14 protein-coding genes and 1 tRNA gene are annotated in these 14,533 nt (G+C 54.0%); 9 read left to right on the plus strand and 6 right to left on the minus strand.

All coding sequences use genetic code 11. From position 1 onward, the window contains the following. The first annotated feature begins 23 nt into the window (after positions 1 to 23). The 4 genes from CDH47_RS13135 (at position 24) to CDH47_RS17785 (ending at position 2,714) form a co-directional block, all read left to right on the plus strand. Positions 24 to 569: a hypothetical protein gene (locus tag CDH47_RS13135; RefSeq protein ID WP_100640356.1), complete on the plus strand. Its 546-nt coding sequence runs from the start codon at positions 24 to 26 to the stop codon at positions 567 to 569. Then, the gene (locus CDH47_RS13140) at positions 570 to 1,757 is read left to right on the plus strand and encodes an iron-containing alcohol dehydrogenase (RefSeq protein ID WP_100640357.1); all 1,188 of its coding nucleotides are present in this window, start codon (positions 570 to 572) and stop codon (positions 1,755 to 1,757) included. It begins immediately after the preceding gene. Between the two features lie 176 nt (positions 1,758 to 1,933). Beyond that, entirely contained in the window at positions 1,934 to 2,422 is a 489-nt protein-coding gene (locus CDH47_RS17780; RefSeq protein WP_275667854.1) for a substrate-binding periplasmic protein, read from the plus strand. 43 nt (positions 2,423 to 2,465) lie between these two features. Then, positions 2,466 to 2,714 (plus strand): substrate-binding periplasmic protein, encoded by a 249-nt coding sequence (locus tag CDH47_RS17785; RefSeq protein ID WP_275667855.1) that lies wholly within the window; start codon positions 2,466 to 2,468, stop codon positions 2,712 to 2,714. Positions 2,715 to 2,752: 38 nt separating this feature from the next. On the opposite strand, the gene CDH47_RS13150 is transcribed toward CDH47_RS17785, so the two are convergent. Beyond that, positions 2,753 to 5,239 (minus strand): ABC transporter permease, encoded by a 2,487-nt coding sequence (locus CDH47_RS13150; protein ID WP_100640358.1) that lies wholly within the window; start codon positions 5,237 to 5,239, stop codon positions 2,753 to 2,755. Further along, the gene (locus CDH47_RS13155; protein ID WP_239985776.1) at positions 5,239 to 5,958 is read right to left on the minus strand and encodes an ABC transporter ATP-binding protein; all 720 of its coding nucleotides are present in this window, start codon (positions 5,956 to 5,958) and stop codon (positions 5,239 to 5,241) included. The genes CDH47_RS13150 and CDH47_RS13155 overlap by 1 nt, the downstream gene beginning before the upstream one ends. 58 nt (positions 5,959 to 6,016) lie before the next feature. Between CDH47_RS13155 and CDH47_RS13160 the strand changes: the two genes are divergently transcribed. Beyond that, positions 6,017 to 6,646 carry an arylesterase gene (locus CDH47_RS13160; RefSeq protein WP_100640359.1) on the plus strand — a complete coding sequence of 210 codons (630 nt, stop codon included), beginning with the start codon at positions 6,017 to 6,019 and terminating at the stop codon, positions 6,644 to 6,646. A 6-nt stretch (positions 6,647 to 6,652) separates the two neighbouring features. On the opposite strand, the gene CDH47_RS13165 is transcribed toward CDH47_RS13160, so the two are convergent. Beyond that, positions 6,653 to 7,606, minus strand: coding sequence for a YheT family hydrolase (locus CDH47_RS13165; RefSeq protein WP_100640360.1), 954 nt, complete (start codon positions 7,604 to 7,606; stop codon positions 6,653 to 6,655). A gap of 85 nt (positions 7,607 to 7,691) precedes the next feature. Here CDH47_RS13165 and CDH47_RS13170 point away from each other — a divergent pair. Then, positions 7,692 to 7,767: transfer RNA gene (locus CDH47_RS13170), tRNA-Asn, on the plus strand. Between the two features lie 68 nt (positions 7,768 to 7,835). On the opposite strand, the gene CDH47_RS13175 is transcribed toward CDH47_RS13170, so the two are convergent. Beyond that, the gene (locus CDH47_RS13175) at positions 7,836 to 9,125 is read right to left on the minus strand and encodes a M18 family aminopeptidase (protein WP_100640361.1); all 1,290 of its coding nucleotides are present in this window, start codon (positions 9,123 to 9,125) and stop codon (positions 7,836 to 7,838) included. Positions 9,126 to 9,218: 93 nt separating this feature from the next. Here CDH47_RS13175 and CDH47_RS13180 point away from each other — a divergent pair, with 93 nt between their 5' ends. Together CDH47_RS13180 and CDH47_RS13185 are read left to right on the plus strand one after the other, a co-directional pair. Then, positions 9,219 to 9,704, plus strand: coding sequence for a hypothetical protein (locus tag CDH47_RS13180; protein ID WP_100640362.1), 486 nt, complete (start codon positions 9,219 to 9,221; stop codon positions 9,702 to 9,704). Positions 9,705 to 9,786: 82 nt separating this feature from the next. Then, entirely contained in the window at positions 9,787 to 10,395 is a 609-nt protein-coding gene (locus CDH47_RS13185; RefSeq protein WP_100640363.1) for an outer membrane beta-barrel protein, read from the plus strand. Positions 10,396 to 10,413: 18 nt separating this feature from the next. On the opposite strand, the gene rlmKL is transcribed toward CDH47_RS13185, so the two are convergent. Then, on the minus strand, positions 10,414 to 12,588 hold the full coding sequence (rlmKL, locus tag CDH47_RS13190) for a bifunctional 23S rRNA (guanine(2069)-N(7))-methyltransferase RlmK/23S rRNA (guanine(2445)-N(2))-methyltransferase RlmL (RefSeq protein WP_100640364.1): 2,175 nt from the start codon (positions 12,586 to 12,588) through the stop codon (positions 10,414 to 10,416). A gap of 319 nt (positions 12,589 to 12,907) precedes the next feature. On the opposite strand from rlmKL, the gene rmf reads away from it, so the two are divergent. After that, entirely contained in the window at positions 12,908 to 13,120 is a 213-nt protein-coding gene (rmf, locus tag CDH47_RS13195) for a ribosome modulation factor (RefSeq protein WP_099619549.1), read from the plus strand. Positions 13,121 to 13,308: 188 nt separating this feature from the next. On the opposite strand, the gene CDH47_RS13200 is transcribed toward rmf, so the two are convergent. Then, positions 13,309 to 14,328 (minus strand): quinone-dependent dihydroorotate dehydrogenase, encoded by a 1,020-nt coding sequence (locus tag CDH47_RS13200; protein WP_100640365.1) that lies wholly within the window; start codon positions 14,326 to 14,328, stop codon positions 13,309 to 13,311. Positions 14,329 to 14,533: the final 205 nt, after the last annotated feature.

Raw genomic sequence — 14,533 nt, forward strand, 5'->3', positions numbered from 1 at the left:
ATAACCAGATTCAGGTGACGGACATGTTAGCGAAACGTATCCAGCCGTTGGCTTCCCAGGCAAAACGCCTGTATGTCGAGCTTATGTTCCAGGTTATGGGACGGGCGCTTCAGGCGGTCAGCGAGGTTGATAGCGAAGTTCAGAAAGAAGCACAGGCACTGCCCGAAGGTTTTCTGTTCGAAATGATGGTAATGCCTGACGGGTCCAAGCTGATCGTGGAATACATCGGTGACGGCCGGTTTCATTACCATGGCGATTCGGCCCCTCGTCCGGTGGACGTATCCATCAAGTTCAAGCACCTTACCCACGCCTTTCTGGTGTTGTCGTTTCAGGAAAAAACCTCGGTCGCCTTTGCCAATGACCGCATGCTGGTAGATGGCGATGTAAGCTACGCCGTGCGCATGACACGGGTGCTGAACCGGCTGGAGTCGTTCATTTTGCCCAGGATCGTTGCCGAGCGCGCTGTAAAGGAATACCCGGCAGATCTGCATCTGCCCGAAAAGCTGATCAGTGCCGCACAGATTTACCTGAAGATCGCCACCCATTTTGTCCAGACAGTGAGAGCCTAAATGTCCAACACTTACTATGAGTTCTTCTGCCCGGTAAAAGTCATTGCCGGCAAAGCCGCCCTGGAACACATCCCCTATGAACTGAGCGGTCTCGCCGCCAAGCGCCCGATGATCGTAACAGATAAGGGCGTTCGTGCCGCTGGACTGCTTGATCCCGTGATTGCGGCGTGCGAAGAAAGTGGTCTCGAAATTGTTACCATTTACGACGATGTGCCACCGGATTCGTCCACCACCGTGGTTCGCGACATTGCTGGCGTTTATCGCAAGGAAAAGTGCGATTCCATCATTGCCATTGGGGGCGGCTCTGCCATCGACACAGGCAAAGCTGTAAACATTCTGGTCTCCGAGGGTGGAAACGACATCGCCAAATACACGGGCGCCGGCGTACTGAAACGCCCACTCAAACCGTTTCTGGTGGTGCCTACCACGGCGGGAACCGGTTCCGAAGTGACCTCTATTGCTGTCATCACAGATGAAAAGAAAGGCGTCAAGCTGCCTTTCACCTCGTCGTATCTGCTACCCAACGCGGCAGTGATTGACCCACGCATGACTCTGACACTGCCACCTCACATTACGGCAGCCACGGCCATGGATGCTATGACCCATGCGGTCGAGTCCTTTACTTGCATGGCCAAAAACCCGCTGAGCGATGCCTATGCCGCAGCGGCTATCAAGAAAGTGAGCCGGTCATTGTTGCAGGTAATGGATAACTCGAAAGACAGCGACGCCAGGCTGGAGCTGGCACAGGCATCTACTATGGCTGGCATTGCATTTTCCAACTCCATGGTTGGTCTGGTGCACTCGCTGGGCCACGCCACGGGCGCCATCTGCCACTTGCCCCATGGCCTATGCATGAGCCTCTTCCTACCCTATGTGCTTGAGTACAACCTTGAAACCATTCGCGAGCCGCTGGGTGAGCTGCTACTGCACCTGGAAGGCCCGGAGATTTACGCAGCAACGCCAGCCAGCCGCCGAGCAGAGGCGAGCATTTCAGCGCTGCGCAAGCTGAGGGATGCGCTATACAAACGGTGCCAGCTGCCACGAACGCTGAAAGAAACCGGCAAGGTTACCGAAGATCAGCTCGACCAGATTGCAGAGATGGCGCTCGACGACGGCTCCATCATGTTCAATCCGAAAGAAGTGACTCTGAAGGACGCACGGGCCGTTCTGCAGCGCGCCTGGGCCTGATACACCAACGGCACACAGTAACGGGGCCTGTTTCAGGCCCCGTTACTGGTAAACACAAGATTACTCAACGATATTGAAATAACGACGCGGACGAGTAACAATTGTAACTATTCTGGCAGGGACTTGGCCGGGTCAGTTCTTTCAAGGACAGCACCACCCGCAGAGAGTCCCTTTAGATGAAGCACCTGAAACCTGGCTGGCATACAGCTTTCACAAGACGCTTTGTCTGCCTGCCCCTCGTAATAATGTTCGCGCTGGCCATAAATGCTGCATCTGCAAGCGATGCAAAGGTGTTTCGTTTCAACATTTCCCCTAACGGTTATCCGCCCTACATGATCGTTGATCAGGACGCGCCATCGGGGATTATGTGGGATGTGGCCTCGCTCATTACTGAGCGCCTGGGCTATCAAATCGCCGCTAAAAAGATCCCCCGCAAACGCGTCGACCAGATGTTGCTGGATGGCTATATTGACGGCACGTCCCGAGCGGTTGAATGGACACAAAACCCCCAGGACTTTCTGTTCACTGAGCCAATCGTAAAGGTTCAGGAAGTGTTCTTCACGCCCAAAAGTACCGAAGAAACCTATAACTCCCCGGAAGACCTGTTCTCAAAAACGGTCGTTACCCATTTGGGCTATATACCCTGCATTGCAACCACATTTTAAATCAGGTGCCATCAAGCGTTTTGACGTATCCAGGGACAAGGACATGTTCAACTTTTTACTTCACGGCGAGCGCTTTGATGCCGCGGTAGTGGATTTGCTTGTGGGCAAATGGATACTAAAAAACGAAGGCCTGCAGGATCAGTTTTCAGTATCGTCAGGAGACATCAGCTCCTACGGTTTCCGGCTTATGGTTCGCAAGGAATCGCGGCCTTTCGTTGATAAATTCAACGCTGAGCTGGCACGTATCCGCGAGAACGGCGAACTTGCTGCTATCCTCGCGAACTACCAGTAAGAATGTCCCGAAACAAGGTGTAGGCCGGAGTCATCACTTCACTCGAGACGCCTCAGCAGCAACATAGGCGAAACACTCAACACTGGCCGAAGTTGCCAACGCCCGAACATCGAAAGCACCACCGCACTTATTATCGGTATAGGCAGAACAACCTGCCAGTGCCAGCTGAAGGCACCCTCAAACATCCTGAACTGCAAAGCCCATACCGCAGCTTCAGCCGCTGCCACCCCGAGAATTCCGGCAAAGCCGCCAAGCAAAGCAAACTCCAGCATGGTGCTACGCACCAGCAGGCTTTGGCGACCGCCCAGAGTACGCAGGAGTGCGCCTTCCCTTTGGCGATCCTGAAGCGTAGCGCTGACGACCGCCGCCATCACCACCAGCGCCGCTGCCAGTATCAACACCAGAATTGCCTCTATGGCTTGGGTCACTTGCCGCACAATTTCCTGTATGCGCTCGATAATGTTGTCGATTTCCAGCAACGATACCGTCGGAAAACGTCGGGAAAACTCATTCAGCTCGCTTTTACGATCTTTGGGCAGGTGAAAGCTGGTTATCCAGGTAGCGGGCATATTAGTGAGCGCGCCCCCCGGAGGAAACGCCATGTAGAAGTTGGGCTTCATGCTGTCCCACTGAACCGTGCGAATACTGGTGACATTTGCAGTGACCTTATCGGACCCAATGGTGAACGTGAGCTCATCACCCAACACCAGGCCCAGCGCATTCGCCAGGTCGGCCTCTACGGAGACACCGTCAGTTTGTCCTTCCTCAAACCAGCTGCCTGCCACAATCACGTTGTCAGCCGGTAGCGAGGGCATCCAGGTGAGGTTGAGCTCCCGGTTAAGGGCGCCTACCCGCTGGTCTTTACTCACTACTTGTTTTACCGGTTGGCCGTTGAGCTCCGTAAACCGCCCGCGCACCATGGGGTATAGCTGGTCCAGTGGCTGGCCACGCTCTTCCCAATAATCGGCAACCTCATCCACTGCATCGGGCGCTATGTTAATCAAAAAATGATTCGGTGCATCGTCTGGAAGCTGACCTTGCCAGTCGTCCAGCAAAGAGGTACGCACCAGAATCAGGGTTGTTGCCAGCATGAGCGTCATGGCGAATACAGCAATTTGCGACAGACTGGCGCGGCGATGGCGATACAAACCAACCAACGCCAGGCGCCAGGCATGGCCACCACCGCGAACCTTGCGCAGGGTTGCTACTAGCAGCCAACCCAACACGCCCAGAGCGCCCAACAGCAAAGCAAGCCCCCCCAACAGGGAAATCACCAAGGACACCTCGCCGGCATACAACCACACAAGGCCAAACACCGCCACGATGGCAATTAGCATATCAGGCAGGGCTTCGCGCCCGGTTTCCCCAGGCTGACTGCGCAATACGCGCATGGCCGGCACGTTTCTGAGCCGCCTGATGGGCGGATACGCAAAGGCAAACAGGGAAACCACTGCTGTTAAGAGCGCAGGCGTGAGTGCCGCTGAATCCAGCTGAAACGGCACCGGCCTTTCCAACGCTTCGCTGAGCAAGCGGGTGAGTACCCAGAACAGTGGCAAAGCCACCAGAAGGCCGCCAACCATGCCGGTCACGCCCCAGAGAGCAAGCCGTTTGAGGTAAAGCCGGCCGATTCCGGAACTGCCAAGGCCCAGGGTTTTGAGCAGAGCCACAGTGTCGCGTTGGGATAGCGCGTACTGCCGGCTGGCAACCGCCACAGCAACAGCCGCCAGCAAGACCGCAAGGCTGCCACCTAACAGCAGGAAGCTCTCTGCGCGGTCCAGGGAGCGAGAAAAGGTTTCACCATCGCGCACACCTTCCCACTCATGGCTGGGCTCCAGCTGCGGCTGTAGCCATTGATAATAGCGTTCGAGAGATGCTTCTTCGCCAGCGAACAGGTAAACGTATTTTACTCGGCTACCTTCCTGCAGAACGCCAGTAGACGCCACGTCATCCACGTGCATCATCACCCGGGGCGCCAGTGCCGAGAGACTGAACCCGCCGTCTGGCTCGCGCAGTACCAAGCCAGCCACTGTCAGCATGCGACTGCCTACTTCCAGGGTATCGCCAAGCTGAATATCCAGCAGCCTCAGAAGCCTTGGGTTGATCCAGACTTCGCCCGGCGCCGGCCCATTTTCGACCTGAACCCGCGAACCTTCTGAAGACCCCTGAATTTCGAGTTCACCCCGTAACGGATATTCATTGCTGACCGCTTTTACCGACACCAACTGAAAGGCATCGCTACCAAACACCATGGTGGAGAACTCCACCATACGGCCAGTTTCCAGCCCGCGCTCGGTAGCTTCGTTTATCCAGGGCTCTGGTACCGGCCGGCCGTTTTCAGCCTCCAGCTGTCGGTCTGCCGCCAGAAACGAGCTGGCAGACGACACCAGAGTGCGTTGTAACTGGCTGGCAAACAAAGCAATAGTGGCAACGGTAGCCACGGCAATAATTAGCGCCGCCAGTACCACCCGTACATCTCTTTCGCGCCAGTCGCGGCGCACTGACATGAGTTTTTTTGTAGCAGCCATCAGTGAGCTAGCTCCACCTGAGCAACTGGCTCAGTCAACTCGCCCGCTTCAATATGGAATTGCCGGGAGCAGCGTGCTGCCAGTTGTTCATCATGGGTAACCATCACCAACGTGGTGCCCTGCTCCTGATTCAACGCCATCAGCAAATCAGAAATTTCCTGGCCGGTGCGATTATCCAGGTTGCCAGTCGGCTCATCGGCAAACAGGATGGCCGGGTCGGAGGCAAACGCACGGGCAATAGCCACCCGTTGCTGCTCACCCCCGGATAGCTGCCGTGGCGTATGGGTGAGGCGCTCTCCAAGCCCAACCCGCTCGAGTAATTCACGGGCACGCTTTTCCGGCGCGTTCATACCTGCCAACTCCAGTGGCAGCATGACGTTTTCCAGAGCAGTCAGCGCGGGCAATAATTGGAACGATTGAAATACAAACCCCACCCGATGAGCGCGCAATTGGGCCCGCTCGTCTTCACTTAGCCGGCTTATAATGGCGCCATCCAGCTCAACCGTACCTTCGGTGGGTGTATCCAGACCGGCAAGCAGTCCAAGCAAGGTGGTTTTGCCGGAACCGGAACGGCCGACAATGGCTACGGACTCTCCCCGATTGATTTCAAGACTGACCGCCTTCAATATCGTCAGCGTATCTGTTTCGAGGCTTACGCGATGAGTCAGATTTTCAACGCGCAACATCAGGCGCTGGCCATCAGGGTTTGTAGTCTGCATTTTGTTTTCAAGGCTCCCGGAAAAAGCACGTTCATTTATCAAGGTATACGGAAATTTTATGCATAGAGTACTGCTGTATTCGAGATCGATGACATTCATTCTGCTGGCTTTTATTGCCTTGCCTGTGATGCCCAACCAGCAAACGCTTCTGATTGTGGGTGACAGCTTAAGCGCAGCCTACGGCGTGCCAACAGAAACTGCCTGGGTACAACTCTTGCGCGATCGTTTGCAAAGCAATGGTCTTGGTAACTGGCAGGTAGTAAATGCCAGCATCAGCGGAGAAACCACCGATGGCGGTGTTCGCCGACTGCCTGAGTTGATTGAAAAGAACAGCCCCTCCGTGGTGATTATCGAGTTGGGTGGTAACGATGGCCTACGCGGCTTTCCACCCAATGTGATCAAATCCAACCTTGCAACCATGGTTGGGCATGTTCAGGAATCAGGCGCCCGCGCCATTCTGGTGGGAATACAAATACCCCCCAACTACGGCCAGCGCTACACACAAATGTTTGCTGACATCTTTCCAGCGCTGTCAGACAGCTACAACACCGCTCTGGTTCCCTTCTTTCTCGACAGAATCTACGATCAGGAGAACCTGATGCAGGGCGATGGCATTCACCCCACGGCCGAAGCCCAGCCCATACTCCTTGAAAACGTATGGCCAGTGCTCAAGCCCTTACTGCAATAAGGTAAATCACACCACGCCCTGCAAAAACGCCAGGGCCCGGCGCTCAGACCAGTAGTAGCCGCCATGGCCATGCTCCACAAATCCGACATGGCCGCCCCATTTGGGTGCGTCCAGACTCACGTGGGCACCTAGCACAGATGGCGATTCCGGGAAACAAGCGGGTGATAGAAATGGATCGTCCGCTGTATTAACCATCAGCGCCGGTACTCGAATGTCTTTCAGTTTGGCCAGAGCCGAACACTGCTCCCAATAATCTGCCGCACTCTTGAACCCATGCAGTGGCGCGGTATAGCGATCATCAAATTCATGAAAATTTTGAATTGAATCAAAATCCGCCACATCAATAAGATCGGGAAACTTTTGCGCTTTTTCGTCGATTTTAACGCGAAGATCCTTCAAAAACCTCTGCATATAGATCTTCCGACTGGACAACGCCAACTTGTCTGCGCTACCCGCCAGATCGCAGGGCACTGAATAGGCCACCGCTCCGCAGATTCTGCTGTCAACGCGCTCACTTTGCTCACCGAGATACAGCAGCGTAAGGTTGCCACCCATGCTGAAACCGGAAAGAAACACTGTTTGATAGCCTTTTGTCAGTCCATGATCCACAACCCGGCGCAGGTCTTCGGTGGCGCCACTGTGATAAAACCTTGGCTGGTGATTCATCACTCCGCCGCAGGAACGGAAATTCCAGGCCAGAACATCCCAGCCTTCGGCCATAAGTGCCCTCGCCAGCCCCTTCACATAGGGCCGCCGGCTATTTCCTTCGAGCCCATGGGAAATGACCGCCAAACGGCCGCTGCCCTGACGATACCAGTCCAGATGCAGCTCATCTTTGTCATCCGTGGGGAGCACTTCCGCGACCGGATCCTGCAGGTGCACCTTGCGAAACAGTGCGGGCCATACCGATTGAACATGGCCACTGCGAAGCCAGAGCGGAGGGCGATATTGGTGAGCCATACTGCGGTACAAATTTTGACCTTTTATATCAGGGGGTTGACCGGCTAATCCAAAGCGCTTAATATGCCGCCCATCTTGACGATGTTCCCCGATAGCTCAGTTGGTAGAGCAACGGACTGTTAATCCGTTTGTCGCTGGTTCGAGCCCAGCTCGGGGAGCCACTTATTCCGAAATGCCGCTACTTCAGACGAAGCAGCGGCATTTTTCGTTTTAGGTTTTCAAAAACAACTTAGAAAACCTGCTTGCGCTGCATGAACTCGGTCAGTACTTGAAATAGCGTGAAGCCATCTTCAGTACCGATCAGCTCACGAATTGAGTGCATGCCAAACTGCGGCACGCCGATATCCAGCGTGGTTACACCGAGGTTTGCAGCCGTAAGCGGCCCAATAGTGCTGCCACAGCCCATATCACTTCGTACCACAAAGCTCTGGTGCGGCAAATCAAGCTCATCACTGATATGTCGGTAAACCGCTGCGGATCGACTATTGGTTGCGTAGCGCTGGTTATGATTGATCTTGATGACCGGGCCCTGATTCAGAATGGGGCCGTGGTTTTCATCGTGCTTGTCGATGTAGTTAGGGTGAACACCATGGGCATTGTCTGCTGAAATCATCATGGAGTGTGCAATGGCTTTTGCCTTGCCGGCACCACACCAGCGGTCAAGAACAGCAGTCAAAAATGGCCCCTGGGCACCTTCGGAGGATACGCTGCCGACTTCTTCGTGATCATTGCACACCAGCAGCGCAGCCTCATCACCGGAAGTATTCAACAAAGCTTGCAAGCCGATGTAACAGCTCAGCAGGTTATCGAGCCGTGCTGAGGCGATAAACTCGTCGCGCATGCCGACAAACCCGGCTTGCTGTGCATCGTAGAAGCCCAACTCATAACCAAGAACCTTGCGCACTTTCACACCGGATTCACTGGCAATTTGCTGGCTTAAAAGCTCGTTAAAGTTGGTGGTGTCGTCTTTCTCAACCTGCATCAGCACAGGGGGAAGATCTGTCTGTGCGTTTACTGTGCGGTTGGTGTTGGCGTCTCTGTCCAGGTGGATTGCCAGGCTGGGAATAAAAGCAACAGGCTTGCGGAAATCCACGAGGGTATCGCTGACCTTTCCATGGTCATCCAGAAGGGTCACCCTACCTGCCAGCGAAAGGTCCCGGTCGAACCAGGGGTTCATAAGAACCCCTCCATAAACCTCGACACCGAGCTGGAAATAGCCCTTTCGGCGCAACTCGGGGTTGGGCTTTACCTTCAGGCACGGGCTATCGGTATGAGCCCCCACCATACGGATGCCCGATGTAGAGACATCCCCTGCCCCGGTGCGAAAAGCAACGATGGACGAGCCGTTGCGAATAACATAATAGTTGCGACTCTGTTTAAGCGCCCAGTCGTCTTTTTCGTCCAGTTCCTCAAAGCCGGCTGCATCAAGATGCGCCTTCATTGTTGCAACAGCATGCCAAGGTGTGGGTGATGCGTTCAGAAACTTCAGTAAATCTTTGTTGAATTCAGCGTGTTCCATGATGTCCCTGATAGAATGATATTTACGATAATAGTATGGCATGAAGCCTCACTACCTCCTACCTGACCAAAAGATATTTAAGCGGACCCTGACATGCCAAAACCTAGATTTCTCGATATTGAGTACTGCCAAACTGAAGATGCCCTGTTTCCGGTTGCAATGGCCTGGTCGCTGGAAGATGGCCAGATGAAGACCGTGGTTATTGCCCCTGTTGATGAATGGCTACCGGAAGATAGCGATTTAGGTGATGTCGATCTGGATTACCTTGAAGAGCAAGGTGTGCCGTTAATTGAACTCATTCATGAACTGCATCAAGACCTGCCCGACCAAACGGTGTATGTAGATGGCCTGGACCCTGACGAAGTTCTGGTGGACTTGATCTTTACTGCCATGGAACAGGAGGCTCCCTTTGAAATAGCTCCCGTTACAGAACTGATCATTGGCTTGGACAGCGACGCACTGGAAGATCGCCGCCGCCAGTTGCTGTTCGAGGAAAGCCTGGAACCCCAATTGCCAGAAAACGGCGTTTACGCTCTGTTGCTGATGGCTCAGGAGCATGGTCTCTTCGAGGAAGACTAAACTGTGACATGAGTCGACGTAACAATAGGTTACACAAGGCAAACTCAGCCCGTAACCGCTCACGTCAGGAAATCCGATAATAATGAAAAAGGTTGTTCGATCGCACCTTGCCCTCGCACTGGTGCCTGCTTGTCTGCTCTACACCCAAGCCCCGCTGGCTCAGGAAGCACCCCGTGCGGACAAACACTACGCCGGCCTGCTGGTAACGGCATTCAATCATCGTTCCATAGGCACAACGTCCAAAGAAACCGCTACAGGTACCGGTGGTACGCTGATACTTGGCAGCCACCTGAACGAACTGTTCCACGCAGAGTTTAGAGCGGGGGGCGGTTTTCGGGACGCTGAGGTTCCAGGGAGCGACCTGAGTCTTTCAATCGATTACTTTGCCAGCTGGTATATTGGCTTGCACTACCCCATTACCAGCTACGCCAACGTGTACGGCCAGGCTGGATTCTCGTATATTCAAGGCACCGCCGAGCTGGACAACCCGGACGAACAGAGCAACGCCCAACTCCGTGAGCTGGAGGGTGATTTCCCGGACAGCAGTTTTGGCGTTGGCTGGGTGGTTGGCTTGGATGTAGAAGTACTGAGCGACACCTATCTTGTTTTCGAAGGCGGTAAACTGTCGAAAGATACGGGCACAGACGCCAATATCTTTCAGTTTTCTGCCGGTCTCAAATACGAGTTTTAAAACGCACGGGCGTAAAGACTACGCCCTTTGGCGGATGTGCCAGCATCGGTGAATCCGCGCGTTCCTCTGGAAATCTTTATCCAGCGTTCTTGAACTTACCTCTTCAACTTCAAACTCTGTGGCCAGACCTTCATCGAGCTTGAAGCGCCGGAAGTTGTTGGAAAAAATCAGCAATCCATCTGAACTCAGTCTCTTCATGGCCTGCCGAATTAACTTGGCGTGATCCTTCTGAACATCCAGTACGCCCGCCATGCGGGCAGAGTTAGAAAACGTTGGGGGGTCCATAAAGATCAGGTCGTAAACCTGGTCGGGCGCTGGCTTGGCAGCAAGCCAGGCCAGGCAATCAGCCTGTTCAACCTTATGCTTTCCAGGGTCGGCCGCATTCAACCTGAGATTTTCCTGAGCCCACCCCACATAGGTGTTCGACAAGTCCAGGCTCAATGAACGGCTGGCCCCACCTGCAACCGCATGAACCGTCGCTGCGCCGGTGTAACAGAACAAATTCAGAAAACGCTTGCCCTGGGCGTTCTGTTGTATCCAGTGGCGCACAGGGCGGTGATCGAGGAACAACCCGGTATCGAGATAATCCTTTAGGTTCACCCTGAGGGTGACACCGTGCTCCTGTACATGAAAGAACTCGCCGCTGACATTCTGCTTTTCATATTGACTAACGCCAGCCTGGCGTTGCCGCTGCTTGCATACCATCTGATCCCGCTCAATACCGAGAGCTTCGGGAATAACAGCCAGAGCTTCCGCCAAGCGCTCACTGGCAGAGCGCTCATCAACAGACTTGGGTGCAACATATTCCTGCACATGCACCCTGCCCTCATACATATCAATCGCCAACGCATATTCTGGCATATCTGCATCGTACAGACGGTAGCAGCCAATATTTTGTTTGCGGGCCCACTGGCCGATGGTCTTCATGTTTTTCTTGAGTCGGTTTCGCAGCATGGCTGCGCGCTCTTCGTTGGCAATGCGAGGCAAAACCTCGCCCGGCGCGGCTGGCTCGCGAGGCGTGCGAACGCTGGCCTCATCAATAGTGAACAGAAGAAGCTGGGCTGGAAGCTTGCCATTAAACAGCTTGTACTGTTTGAAGCTGCGCAATCCGATGGACCTGCCAAACTCCGGGGCCCCCGTAAACACGCCCAGACGCCACCCTGATGCGACCTTCTTCACTGCATCACCCAGTGACTCATATAGCCCTGCCAGTGCCTGCCTGTCGCTCAGGCGCTCACCGTAGGGGGGGTTTACAAGTACAAGGCCGGTTTCGGCCCGCTCATCACCCAGCGAGAGCTCTTCAATCGGCTGCACCTGAAACTCCAGCAACCCATCAAGGCCAGCCCGTTGAGCGTTATTGCGCGCGGTTGTGATGACTCTGCCGTCCTGATCACAGCCCAAAAATTTCGGTATCCTGCCCTGCTTTCCTTCGTAGGCTCGCTTTTCAGCTTCCTGGCGCAAGGATAACCAGGTTTCAGGTTGGTGGCCTAACCACTTTTCAAACCCAAACCGCTCCTGGCGGCGACCGGGTGCAATATCCAGCGCCATCAAGGCGGCTTCAATGACCAGAGTGCCGGATCCACACATTGGATCAACAAAATCGCCACCTGAGGCTGCTATTTCTGGCCAGCCCGCACGCAATAACAAAGCAGCGGCAAGGTTTTCCTTCAGAGGCGCGAGACCTTGCTCTGTTCGGTAGCCGCGTTGGTGCAGGCTGTGTCCACTGATATCGATACCCACTGCCAATTTGCCTCGATGCAACCGGGCAGACACAGTGACATCCGGTGTTTTTGCCTCAACCGCTGGGCGCTTACCCCCACCCATGGTGAAGCGATCCACTATGCCGTCCTTAACACGCTGGGCACCAAACTGGGTGTTGCGAATCGCCTCATTCTCACCAATAAAATTGACACGAAAGCTGCCATCCACAGGAATGTGCTGTTGCCAGTCCAAGTGAACAACACCGTCGTAAAGCTCATCTGCGCTGGTAGCCGGCACTTCATCAATATGGAGAATGACTCGATTAGCCAAGCGCGACCAGAGGCATGCCCGGTATCCCGCTTCCAGCGAACCCTCTACCCATGCGCCTGCAGGTGCATTTCTCACCAGCCCAAGCCCCAGCGTGCTGAGCTCGTCCGCCAAAAGGTACTCAACACCCTTCGGGCAGCTTACAAAAAAGACAGATTTGGACAAGTTCAGCTCCAGGTTCTTTAGGCAACTCTCGCTAAGTCACGGGAATTGCAGCGTTCATAGGTTTTAGGTAATCGCTTATTCATTTAAGACAAAGAAAAGCGTTCCGTTAGATCAAAATGATAGTGTACTTCTGCTCGAACTTCGGCTTACCTTGTAGGTGACGCGTCGTTCGAAAAGGGATAACTCCCTTTTACTAACAGGATCCTGACTGCTCTGGCCGGAGCTGGCAATAGTGGGTTATCCCGGAATGGGTTCCACATGCCAAGGCCACTGCAGAAGTGTACACGCTTGTTCTGTAAATCCATTAGTGAGGAACGGCATGAAGAGACAGAAAAGAGATATGTACGCTCGTGCATTCAAGCGGGGCTACCTGGCTGGCGTGTCCGGCAAGTCCAAAGACAGTTGCCCACTCGAACAGGCTGAAGTTCGCCAGGAATGGTTGAACGGGTGGCGCGAAGGCCGCACAGATCAATGGGAAGGCATGACCGGCGTCTCCGGTATTCATAAACTCGCGAATGTCACCACAGCGTGATGTTTGCTAAAACCCCGACATCTTAATCTGATCTTTTGTTACACGATTTGATGCAGCATTCAGAGCATCCATTACGGGGCCTCCCGCCCCGTATCATGCGCTGATAGGCGCAACGGGGTCTAAGCCCCGCGAGGGCCCGCCAAGCGGGCCCTTTTTTATATCCGGTTTTCACTCCAACACCTGCGAAACTATTTCAGCTTTCGTATCGCCTCTACGGTCTCACTGATCAATTCCGGCCCTCGGTATATAAAGCCGGTATAGAGTTGAACCAGTTTTGCGCCCGCACGGATTTTTTCTGCAGCACTCTCACCATCGGTAATCCCACCCACACCAATAATCGGCAGATCATCACCCAGCTCTGCATAAAGTCCTTTAATAACCCTCAAGGATGCCTCTCGCACCGGAGCACCACTGAGCCCGCCCGCCTCTTCAGCATGAGCATGACCAACAACAGCTTCCCGGCTTATGGTGGTGTTGGTGGCTATCACGCCATCCAGTCCCGCTTCTTTCAAGGCTGCAGCAACAAAGCGAATACCTTCATCGTCCATATCCGGAGCAATTTTAACGGCAACTGGCACATAACGGCCAAGCTGGCTCTGGCATTTAAGCTGTTCATCCTTGATGGCATGGAGCAGCGCTTTCAGGGAGTCGCCAAACTGAAGATCCCGCAAGCCGGGGGTGTTCGGAGAGGATACGTTTACGGTGATGTAGTCTGCACGGCTATAGACTGCAGCTATACCCTTGCGATAATCCAACTCGGATTCCTCATTTGGCGTATCTTTGTTCTTTCCAACATTAACGCCTAGAATACCTTGGTAGCTGCGCTTATCTATACGCTCCAGCATGTGGGCCAGGCCTTCGTTATTGAACCCCATACGGTTTATGATGGCCCGGTGCTCCGGTAAGCGGAACATGCGGGGTTTAGGATTACCGGACTGCGCCAGAGGTGTTACCGTTCCAACCTCAATAAACCCAAAGCCGAGCGCGCCGAGAGCGTCCAGGTGATCTGCATTTTTATCCAACCCTGCTGCGAGCCCTACCGGGTTAGGAAAATCCAACCCCATAACATTGACCGGTAACAAATCTGTTTTCGATGAAAAAGCACCCAGCACGCGCAGGCGGTGTGCCAGATCCAATCCGTTTAATGCAACGGCATGGGCTTGTTCTGGAGGTAACCGGAAAAGCAGGTTGCGGATAACGCCGTACATCTAGAAACTCCTCAATAAAACGTGAGCGAAAGTATACCGGAAGTTTTCCACAGCAGCCCGACAACGTAAAACAACCGCGCTAAACATCTGTATAATTGAGCTCTTGGGGGCTTTTCCACGGAATCTGTGGATAACCCTGTTGAAAATTGCGGCGCATCCTTGCCAATCCCTTGCAATCTGCGCCTACCTGCAAATTGATCATTTT

The organism is Marinobacter salexigens, from assembly GCF_002806945.1.
Classification (GTDB): Bacteria; Pseudomonadota; Gammaproteobacteria; order Pseudomonadales; family Oleiphilaceae; genus Marinobacter; species Marinobacter salexigens.

Excerpts from the sequence above, each read along its gene's own strand:
- CDH47_RS13135 (WP_100640356.1), top strand. The coding sequence starts at position 24 with ATGTTAGCGAAACGTATCCAGCCGTTGGCTTCCCAGGCAAAACGCCTG.
- CDH47_RS13140 (WP_100640357.1), top strand. The coding sequence starts at position 570 with ATGTCCAACACTTACTATGAGTTCTTCTGCCCGGTAAAAGTCATTGCC.
- CDH47_RS17780 (WP_275667854.1), top strand. The coding sequence starts at position 1,934 with ATGAAGCACCTGAAACCTGGCTGGCATACAGCTTTCACAAGACGCTTT.
- CDH47_RS17785 (WP_275667855.1), top strand. The coding sequence starts at position 2,466 with ATGTTCAACTTTTTACTTCACGGCGAGCGCTTTGATGCCGCGGTAGTG.
- CDH47_RS13150 (WP_100640358.1), bottom strand. The coding sequence starts at position 5,239 with ATGGCTGCTACAAAAAAACTCATGTCAGTGCGCCGCGACTGGCGCGAA.
- CDH47_RS13155 (WP_239985776.1), bottom strand. The coding sequence starts at position 5,958 with ATGCAGACTACAAACCCTGATGGCCAGCGCCTGATGTTGCGCGTTGAA.
- CDH47_RS13160 (WP_100640359.1), top strand. The coding sequence starts at position 6,017 with ATGCATAGAGTACTGCTGTATTCGAGATCGATGACATTCATTCTGCTG.
- CDH47_RS13165 (WP_100640360.1), bottom strand. The coding sequence starts at position 7,606 with ATGGCTCACCAATATCGCCCTCCGCTCTGGCTTCGCAGTGGCCATGTT.
- CDH47_RS13175 (WP_100640361.1), bottom strand. The coding sequence starts at position 9,125 with ATGGAACACGCTGAATTCAACAAAGATTTACTGAAGTTTCTGAACGCA.
- CDH47_RS13180 (WP_100640362.1), top strand. The coding sequence starts at position 9,219 with ATGCCAAAACCTAGATTTCTCGATATTGAGTACTGCCAAACTGAAGAT.
- CDH47_RS13185 (WP_100640363.1), top strand. The coding sequence starts at position 9,787 with ATGAAAAAGGTTGTTCGATCGCACCTTGCCCTCGCACTGGTGCCTGCT.
- rmf (WP_099619549.1), top strand. The coding sequence starts at position 12,908 with ATGAAGAGACAGAAAAGAGATATGTACGCTCGTGCATTCAAGCGGGGC.
- CDH47_RS13200 (WP_100640365.1), bottom strand. The coding sequence starts at position 14,328 with ATGTACGGCGTTATCCGCAACCTGCTTTTCCGGTTACCTCCAGAACAA.